At 41.5% G+C, this 8,453-nt stretch carries 9 protein-coding genes; all 9 read left to right on the top strand.

Translation table 11 applies throughout. The features are described from left to right. Window positions 1–33 precede the first annotated feature (33 nt). The 9 genes from purN (at window position 34) to CI957_RS11120 (ending at window position 8,340) form a co-directional block, all read left to right on the top strand. A complete protein-coding gene (purN, locus tag CI957_RS09735; RefSeq protein ID WP_128754759.1) occupies window positions 34–642 on the top strand; it encodes a phosphoribosylglycinamide formyltransferase in 609 nt (202 codons plus the stop codon). A gap of 36 nt (window positions 643–678) precedes the next feature. Beyond that, the gene (glyA, locus tag CI957_RS09740) at window positions 679–1,920 is read left to right on the top strand and encodes a serine hydroxymethyltransferase (protein ID WP_128754760.1); all 1,242 of its coding nucleotides are present in this window, start codon (window positions 679–681) and stop codon (window positions 1,918–1,920) included. A 9-nt stretch (window positions 1,921–1,929) separates the two neighbouring features. After that, entirely contained in the window at window positions 1,930–2,790 is an 861-nt protein-coding gene (locus CI957_RS09745; protein WP_128754761.1) for a tetrahydrofolate dehydrogenase/cyclohydrolase catalytic domain-containing protein, read from the top strand. Between the two features lie 36 nt (window positions 2,791–2,826). Beyond that, window positions 2,827–4,059, top strand: coding sequence for a dihydropteroate synthase (folP, locus tag CI957_RS09750; RefSeq protein ID WP_128754762.1), 1,233 nt, complete (start codon window positions 2,827–2,829; stop codon window positions 4,057–4,059). A gap of 305 nt (window positions 4,060–4,364) precedes the next feature. Then, window positions 4,365–5,366 carry a hypothetical protein gene (locus CI957_RS09755; RefSeq protein WP_096712117.1) on the top strand — a complete coding sequence of 334 codons (1,002 nt, stop codon included), beginning with the start codon at window positions 4,365–4,367 and terminating at the stop codon, window positions 5,364–5,366. Window positions 5,367–5,445: 79 nt separating this feature from the next. Beyond that, window positions 5,446–5,868 carry a hypothetical protein gene (locus CI957_RS09760; RefSeq protein ID WP_128754763.1) on the top strand — a complete coding sequence of 141 codons (423 nt, stop codon included), beginning with the start codon at window positions 5,446–5,448 and terminating at the stop codon, window positions 5,866–5,868. A gap of 705 nt (window positions 5,869–6,573) precedes the next feature. Beyond that, on the top strand, window positions 6,574–7,443 hold the full coding sequence (locus CI957_RS09765) for a hypothetical protein (RefSeq protein ID WP_096712115.1): 870 nt from the start codon (window positions 6,574–6,576) through the stop codon (window positions 7,441–7,443). A 634-nt stretch (window positions 7,444–8,077) separates the two neighbouring features. Next, window positions 8,078–8,260, top strand: a complete 183-nt coding sequence (locus CI957_RS09775; protein WP_253247326.1) for a methylenetetrahydrofolate reductase C-terminal domain-containing protein — start codon at window positions 8,078–8,080, stop codon at window positions 8,258–8,260. Beyond that, window positions 8,257–8,340: a hypothetical protein gene (locus CI957_RS11120; RefSeq protein WP_277749695.1), complete on the top strand. Its 84-nt coding sequence runs from the start codon at window positions 8,257–8,259 to the stop codon at window positions 8,338–8,340. The genes CI957_RS09775 and CI957_RS11120 overlap by 4 nt, the downstream gene beginning before the upstream one ends. The last annotated feature ends 113 nt before the right edge of the window (window positions 8,341–8,453 follow it).

An 8,453-nucleotide genomic window follows, 5' to 3' on the forward strand; every position in this document is an offset into this window, starting at 1 on the left:
CTATAATATATGGCAATTCCTTTAGGATGGGCAATGACTCTCAACATTGCAGTCCTGATATCCGGCAGGGGCTCTAATCTACAGTCAATTATTGATAATGTAGAAAGTGGTTATATCCCAAATGCCAATGTCAGTGTGGTTATAAGTGATAATAAGGACGCTTATGGTCTTAAAAGGGCTATGAATCACGGCATAAATGCTGTTTTTATCGACCCGGCTGCTTATCAATCCAAAGAAGATTTAGATAGTGCACTTCTGGACGTTCTTGCAAGATCCAGTACAGATGTGCTTTTACTTGCTGGTTTCATGCGAATTCTAGGTTCCGATGTGATAAATGCATACAGTAACAGGATCATGAATATTCATCCTGCCCTTTTGCCTTCTTTTAAAGGTCTGCATGCCCAAAAACAGGCGCTGGACTATGGTGTAAAAATCACAGGTTGCACTGTACATTTTGTTGACGAAGGGATGGATTCCGGCCCGATTATTCTACAAAAAAGTGTACCTGTACTTGATTCAGATACAGAAGAATCCCTTTCTGAAAGAATACTTGCACAGGAACATATTATTTTCCCCGAAGCAGTTAAGTTGTTTGCCGAAGGTAGACTGTACGTAAAAGGAAGACGTGTACATATATTATGATTATTTCATAAATTCAAAGATACAAGGAGGAACAATATGTCTTATATTTCAGAAACAGATTCCGATATTGCCAGAGCACTGGAGCTTGAGGCCGAAAGACAGGACTATAAACTCAACCTTATAGCATCAGAAAATTACACAAGCAGGGCGGTGATGGAAGCTCAGGGTTCCATTATGACCAACAAGTATGCAGAAGGTTACTCCGGTAAGAGGTACTACGGAGGCTGTGATTTTGTTGATATTGCAGAAGATTTGGCGATTGAAAGGGCCAAGGAAATTTTTGGTGCCGAGCATGTGAACGTCCAGCCGCATTCAGGTTCAGGTGCCAATATGGCTGTTTACTTCTCTGTACTCAATCCAGGTGACAGGATAATGGCAATGGATCTCTCCCACGGAGGGCACCTTTCCCACGGAAGTCCTGTAAGTTTTTCAGGTAAACTTTATGATGTTGTACCCTATGGAGTAGCAGAGGATACCGAAGAGCTGGATTATGATGCCCTTGAGGAAATGGCAAAAAAAGAAAAACCCCGGATGATAGTGGCCGGTGCTTCTGCATATTCCCGCACGATTGATTTCAAGCGCTTCAGGGAAATCGCTGATTCTGTGGATGCATACCTGCTTGCCGACGTTGCTCATATCGCAGGCCTGATTGCAGCTGGTGAACATCCAAGTCCGGTGCCATATGCTGATTTTGTAACAACAACCACACACAAAACACTGAGGGGTCCCCGTGGGGGGATGGTCATGTGTAGTGAAGAATATGCAAAAGGTGTGGATAAAACAGTCTTCCCCGGTCTCCAGGGTGGTCCTCTTATGCATATTATTGCTGCCAAGGCAGTTGCATTTAAGGAAGCTCTTTCGGATAAGTTCAAGCAGGACCAGAAACAGACCGTAAAAAATGCAAAAGCTCTCTGTGCAAGTCTGATAGACCGTGATTTTGATATAGTGGCCGGTGGCACGGATAATCATCTTATGCTTATCAATCTCAACAAATATGATCTGACCGGTAAGGAGACTGAGACCTATATGAGTAATGGTGGGATTGTTATCAACAAGAACACTATACCCTTCGAAACCCGGGGTCCGTTCATCACAAGCGGTCTGCGTGCAGGTACTCCTGCGGTCACCACTCGTGGTATGAAGGAGGCTCAGATGGAAGATGTTGCTAACTTCATAGAAACAGTAATCCAGCATCCAAAAGATCAGGATGTACTGGATCAGGTTAATGCTGATGTACAGCAGCTGTGCAGCGACTTCCCGATCTACAAGCATCTCTAAGGTGGTTAAATGGCGGGTGAAGCTAAACAGGGAATCATAGACGGCAGAGCGATTTCAAAGCAGATTGAGGCAGAATTAACAGAAGAAATAGCTTCTATGAAGGCTGATGACGGTATGGTCCCCGGCCTTGCAACTATCCTTGTGGGACAGGACCCCGCCTCGCAATTGTACGTACGACTGAAGCATAAAGCATGTGACAGGGTAGGCATTTATGCGGAGGATCAGAAGCTCGACGCCTCTATCACCCAGAAGGAACTGCTGGATAGGATCAAGAATCTGAACACGCGTGCAGATATTCATGGTATACTGCTTCAGTTGCCCTTGCCTCAACATCTGGATGCAAAAAAGGCCATGCAGGCTATTGATCCGGCAAAGGATGTGGATGGGTTTCATCCCTATAACATGGGCAACCTGATGATCGGCGACGAGGGTTTTGTTCCCTGCACGCCTGCGGGGATAATTCGTGCTCTTGAATATTATGATGTAGACATTGAAGGAAAAGATGTTGTGATAGTCGGTCACAGTAATGTAGTTGGTAAACCCATGGCAGCAATGTTCTTAAACCGCAATGCTACAGTGGCGGTATGTCATGTTTACACCAAAGATCTTAAAAGTTACACCGCGGGTGCCGATATACTTGTAGTTGCAGCCGGTGTCAAGCATCTCATCAAAGAAGATATGGTCAAAAAAGGAGCTGTTGTTTTTGATGCGGGAATCACCGAAGAAGAAGGCAAGATATATGGTGATGTGGACTTTGAAAATGTTGTGAATAAAGCCTCATTTATTACACCGGTGCCAGGGGGCGTGGGACCTATGACCATAGCCACGCTTCTGACCCATGTGACCTTTGCTGCAAAGAAAATTGAGTAATTATCCTGTCAAATATAAAATCAGCTGGTAGTTTCAATGGTAGTCGATGTTGACATATGTGGACTAAATGTAGGAGACAACCACCCCGTAAGATTGATGGGTGTATTGAACCTAAGCCATGAATCCTTTTACAAGGGATCTGTTGTCAGGGAAGATTCCCTCATTGATGCTGCTTCTGCAATGGTGGAGGAAGGTGCAACCGTGCTTGATATAGGCGGCCGCTCCACCTGGCCCCTTGCAGAACCCATAAGCAAGGAAATAGAACGGGAACGATTACTTCCTGCAATAGATGCTCTTGCAGGAAACGTGGATGCTGTTCTTTCAGTGGACACCGTGTTTGCGGATATTGCCGACCAGTGTCTTGACAGGGGCGCTGACCTTGTAAATGATGTTTCCGGTTTCATGACTGATGTAAACATGGCGGATGTGGTGGCAGACCATGAATGTCCTGCTGTTGTAATGGCCTCCCGGAAAGTACCGGGTGACGTGCTTGGGATGGATGCGGTTATGGATTCCCTGGAGGCAATCATTGAGCTTTGTGAAGGGAAGGGTATTGATACGGATCGATTAATTCTGGATCCCGCTATTGGTAAATGGGTCCCCGAAAAAGATCCGACATACGATTTTGAGACATTTGACCGTTTTGAACGTCTGCAGCTTTTTGGCAAACCGGTTCTTGCAGCTCTTTCCCGCAAATCCTTCATAGGAGAGGTCCTGAACAAGCCTGCTGCTGAAAGATTATATGGAAGTCTGGCAGCAACCGCAATTGCTGTGCATAAAGGGGCGCACATTATACGCACCCACGATGTGGCTGCGACAACGGATGCTGTACGAATAGCCGAGGCGATACGGGGCAGACAGCCGGTCGTGGAGGAAAAGGGTTTTGAGGTCAGTGTGCTTGACATCACAAACCCCGATGATGCAGCTCTTGTGATGAAAAATATCGGTGTTACCGAAACGGGTTCCACCATTATGAAGAATAAGACCGTGAACCGTGTACTGCGTATCAGTAACATTACCACTACCGAGGCCCTGATCATCAAGCAGGAGATTCTGGCACGCGGCGGGGATGCAGCGCTTGAACGTGATGCTGTTTCCCACGAGGCCGAGTGGACCGATGTAATTGTAATGGGCACATTGCTTCAGGTCAGAAGACTTGCCGATAAGCTGGAATGCCAGGCACGAAACCTTCCGTTGGTATCAAAACTCATCAAAGATACACTGAAACAGGAATCTGATGTTGAATACCGTTATATGAGAAAGATCTGAAGGTATCAAGATGACCCTATCGTCCAAATCCTTTAGTGAGGTTCTTTGTCATGCTGGCGAAGTGAGTTTTTTGCCGGACTTTTTATTAAAAATGCTTTTTTTGTAATCAACTTCTAAGCCGGATGTCTGGCACACCTGCTGATTTATGCCATATCTTTCCTGTAAGAAATAGTTCTATCCTATGTATTCAACCATTCACTTTCAGTTTGACGATATGGTCAGAAATCATTTATTTGAATTTGTTTTCTGTAGTATATAAACGTAGCTTTGCCTCTGTGGTTTAAGTAGATCAAAGAGGTAAATACATGAGAACAAAAGAAATAAGAATTGCAACGCTAACGCTAATTGCAATGTTTGTTGCAACCATGGTAATTGTACCGGCTGCCGTGGGGCAGGAGAATGAATTTAGTACAGAAAAAGAATATGGTGAACTATTCCTGAATATTATGGGTGAATCAAAGGAATTAATTAGCCCCATTCCACTGAATAATCTGAATGGTGAGTTGGAAGCAGTGTCATTTTCAATGATGAATGGTGGCTACATTATAATTAATGTAAATGACCTTTCTGTTCCTGAATTTTCATTAGAAGGCAAATCTCCGTTTAGTGACAGTGATAAAACATATGTCTACAATGGTCCCCTTGCCTACATGGAAGATAAGCAAGGAGAGTTATTCCAGATCGGAATGAGAAATGCCGTAGATGAAACAGTAACTCCTGAATATGTTTATACAGTTGCGAGTACAGACAAAGATAAGAAACTTGCTGATCTGAAAGCCTTAAACAATAGGATGAGTGGACGATCTATAGGTAGTGGATCGTTGGACGGTTCATTGAGAACATGGGAAGATGACAACATATTCTGTGGACCTATAGCTGCTGGTATCACGCTAATATATTTTGATGATCAACATTATGATGGCTTTGTTGATTCATCCAACGAAAACCAAGATGATTTACTGAGCCTCATAATTAATGGTGGCTATATTCCAAACCAAGGAACGACTGCTTTAACAATTAAGAACGGACTAAATGATTACTTAGAAGATCAGAACCTGGATGATGATTACAGCGCAGATTCTAGATATTCTTTTAGTTTCAGCAAATTGAAATCTCTTATCAATTCAGATAAACCTGCAATTGTTCTCACAGTTAATCATCCAACGTATACTAACCATTGGTTAATTGCTCATGGATATGTCGAACTTATCAACTACAAGTACATGATAATTAATAATGGATGGGGTGGAAATAATGTCAATGTGGCTGTGGATGGTTATATTGACGATATGGTGTATATTGATTAATAAAAATATTAGAGAATCTGTTGCAAAGCAGGTTCTCTAACTTTTTATTTTTATGGAAAGGTAGTGGAGCGAGATAAAATTGGTCAAAATAATACACGTGGTGATGCTATTCATTGTCATAATCGGTTTAGTGGGTTTCACTGAATTTACCACAGATGAACCTGAAAAAGACATACGATCTGAAATACTGAACGTTAGTTATGCAGATGTAACTAAAATATCGATCATAAACGGATTAAGCGGGGATTCGATTGATATAAAAGATGGAAGCGAAATAACCAATCTGGTAAATTGTATTTCCGGTTTTCCATTCACAAAAATGGAGGAGCAAAAAGATCTTGGTGGATATTTGTATGCCCTCAATTTTTATGAAGGGGGACAACGAATATCAACAATTACTATTGTAGGTGATGATATTGTTCAAATTAACGGAGTGTACTACAATTCCAATACTACACAAATTGAGAAATGCGTGACGGATGTACTTGAAAGTGGAAAATAAAACACTTTCTTTTATTTTTTTGTATTTTAAGGGTCTCATATTAATTATAGAAAAATAGGTTCTCATTAACATCGTGTGGGTAATTTTAACGTCCTGCAAGCAAATGTGTACAATCTAGATCATACTCCTGCACAATCTTTTGAATTCCATGATGCTTGAAAGGTAGATATACATAATTTTAGTTGTCCACCCAATGTTGAAGATATCCAAATAATAACTTTCAGTTTTGTAAAAGATTCATTTTATTCTCTGTTCACTGAAAATTACTTGCCTGAGAACTTATCTACGAAAGCCTTGAGATGATCGGGTGTCTGGACCAGCTGAAAGGTATCCGGGATGTGAAGGACAGGCTGACAGAGTGAGTTTTTTGCCAGGCTTTTTATTGAAGATGCTTTTTTTGTAATCATCTTCTAAGCCGGATGTCCGGCACGCCTGCTGATCTATGCCATATCTTTCCTGTAAGAAATAGTACTTTCTTATGTATTCAACCGTTCACTTTCAGTTTGACGATATGGTCAGAAATTATTTATTATGTGACATAGTTAGAACATAATGCAACATCATAAAAAGATGTTAGTGGGGTTCAGCCAGTCTTGACGGAATAACTGAAACCCTGTACCCGGAGGCAGGGTTCGAATTTGTTTTCTGTAGTATATAAACGTAGCTTTGCCTCTGTGGTTTAGTAGATCAAAGAGGTAAAAGTAAATGAAAATGAATGTCAAATCTGGAATAGGTGCAATGCTAACAGCAATGTTGTTGGTTAGCATGGCATTTATACCAGCAGTGAGTGCAGAGCACATGAATGATAAATCGCTTGAAGTGATGGATATTGAAGAAAATCTCAATAAAAGTGATCATGTGCTTGTGGCAAAAGCGAGTAAAACAATAACTCCTGAAACTCCGGGATTATCTGAAAAAGAATTTGAGGTATATGTAGATAAAATGAAACAAAAGTACGGAGATGCAGGTGTTTTTGGAATAGAACCGGAAGTAGGTTTGAAAAATTCACTTCCATATGATAAAGAGAACATACAATATGTAAATTCGTGGACTGAGCATCTGGAAGTAAAAAATTCCAATGGGGTTGTGATGGCAAGTTCTGATAATTTGGTCGCCCTCTATAAGTTAGATAAAACTGATGAACTAGGTAGAGAACATTATTATTATTGGCAATGGAGTTCAGCACAAAATAGAGAAAATACAGAACCCTTAGGTGATGACTCAAATCTCCGTGATTTTTGCAACAAAGTAAATATTGGCAACTCTAATTATGACCTGATTGTTTATTCGCCTGATGCAGATATTATAGGTGACGAGGAAGTTGTAACAGTCAATCTTGGTGCTGTGTATCAAGGGGTTAATTGCGGAATATCCGGTGATTTTGTACTTCATCAAGACAAAGTAAGACCCAAGCCCGGGGAGTGCCAGATAGGAAATGCTGGTAAATATACAGTAGAATGGGTAGGTAACTATGAAGGTTCTCAATCAATAAATGGAGCTTGTGAAGAGAGAAGACCGTATGGTTCACCCTATGATTTTGTGTGGGATAATAGCCTGACAGCTTCTCAATTTTAAATGTTGGAATGGGATGATTTAAATACTTACTTATTCTGTCATCCCCTTCTTAATTTTTTGAAATGGGGCTTGGAGTTGTAAAGTTGAAAACTTTTAATTAAAATCAAAGAAAATGGAAAATAGAAATGATATCCAAAAATAATATCTTCAAAACAAAAATATTATCTTTCATTTTATCTCTTGTTTGCGTATCTTTTGGAATGCTTTTTGTTAATTTTGGTGTGCGTACCATCGGGGTTCCATCCGGTTATTGGTGGGTACCGTTTTTTAATGTAGAACCTATCTATTATATAAGTATAGGTATTGGGGTTGTGTTTATCGTAACTGCAATCTTTTTTGTTAAGGAATGTTTTAGAATTACATAAATAAGGGCAAGAAACCTTCCAATGATATCATATCTGATAAAAGAAGCACTGAAACAGGAATCTGACGCGGAATACTTCTATCTGAATAAATCATGATGATCTCATCTTCCATAACCCTTTAGTGAGGTTCTTTGTCATGCTGGAGGAGAGTTGGAGATCGCGATGACATCCAACCTTAAGGATGCCGATGCGGAATCGGCACTTCCAACATCGCCCGCTTTGTGGATGTTGATGTCTATCCTGCCAACAACACCGATTCCTTGGGTGCCATGGCAGAGGATCGTATCATTCATCACCTCTGTTCCATGTGCGGCCCGTGCACCATCGCCGAGTTCGGCGGTGTCTGTCCCGCGGCCCAGTGTCCCAAGGAACTTCTCAACGGTTCCTGCGGCGGTTCCATGGACGGCAAAAATGCGAGGTCGATACCGAGAAGGACTGTGCATGGGAGGTGATCTACGAAAGCCTTGAGATGATCGGGTGTCTGGACCAGCTGAAAGGTATCCGGGATGTGAAGGACAGGCTGGCAGAGTGAGTTTTTTGCCGGGTTTTTTATTAAAAATGCTTTTTTTGTAATCAACTTCTAAGCCGGATGTCCGGCACGCCTGCTGATTTATGCCATATCTTTCCTGTAAGAAATAGTTCTAT

Source organism: Methanohalophilus sp. WG1-DM (genome assembly GCF_004104135.1).
In the GTDB taxonomy this organism is placed as follows: domain Archaea; phylum Halobacteriota; class Methanosarcinia; order Methanosarcinales; family Methanosarcinaceae; genus Methanohalophilus; species Methanohalophilus euhalobius.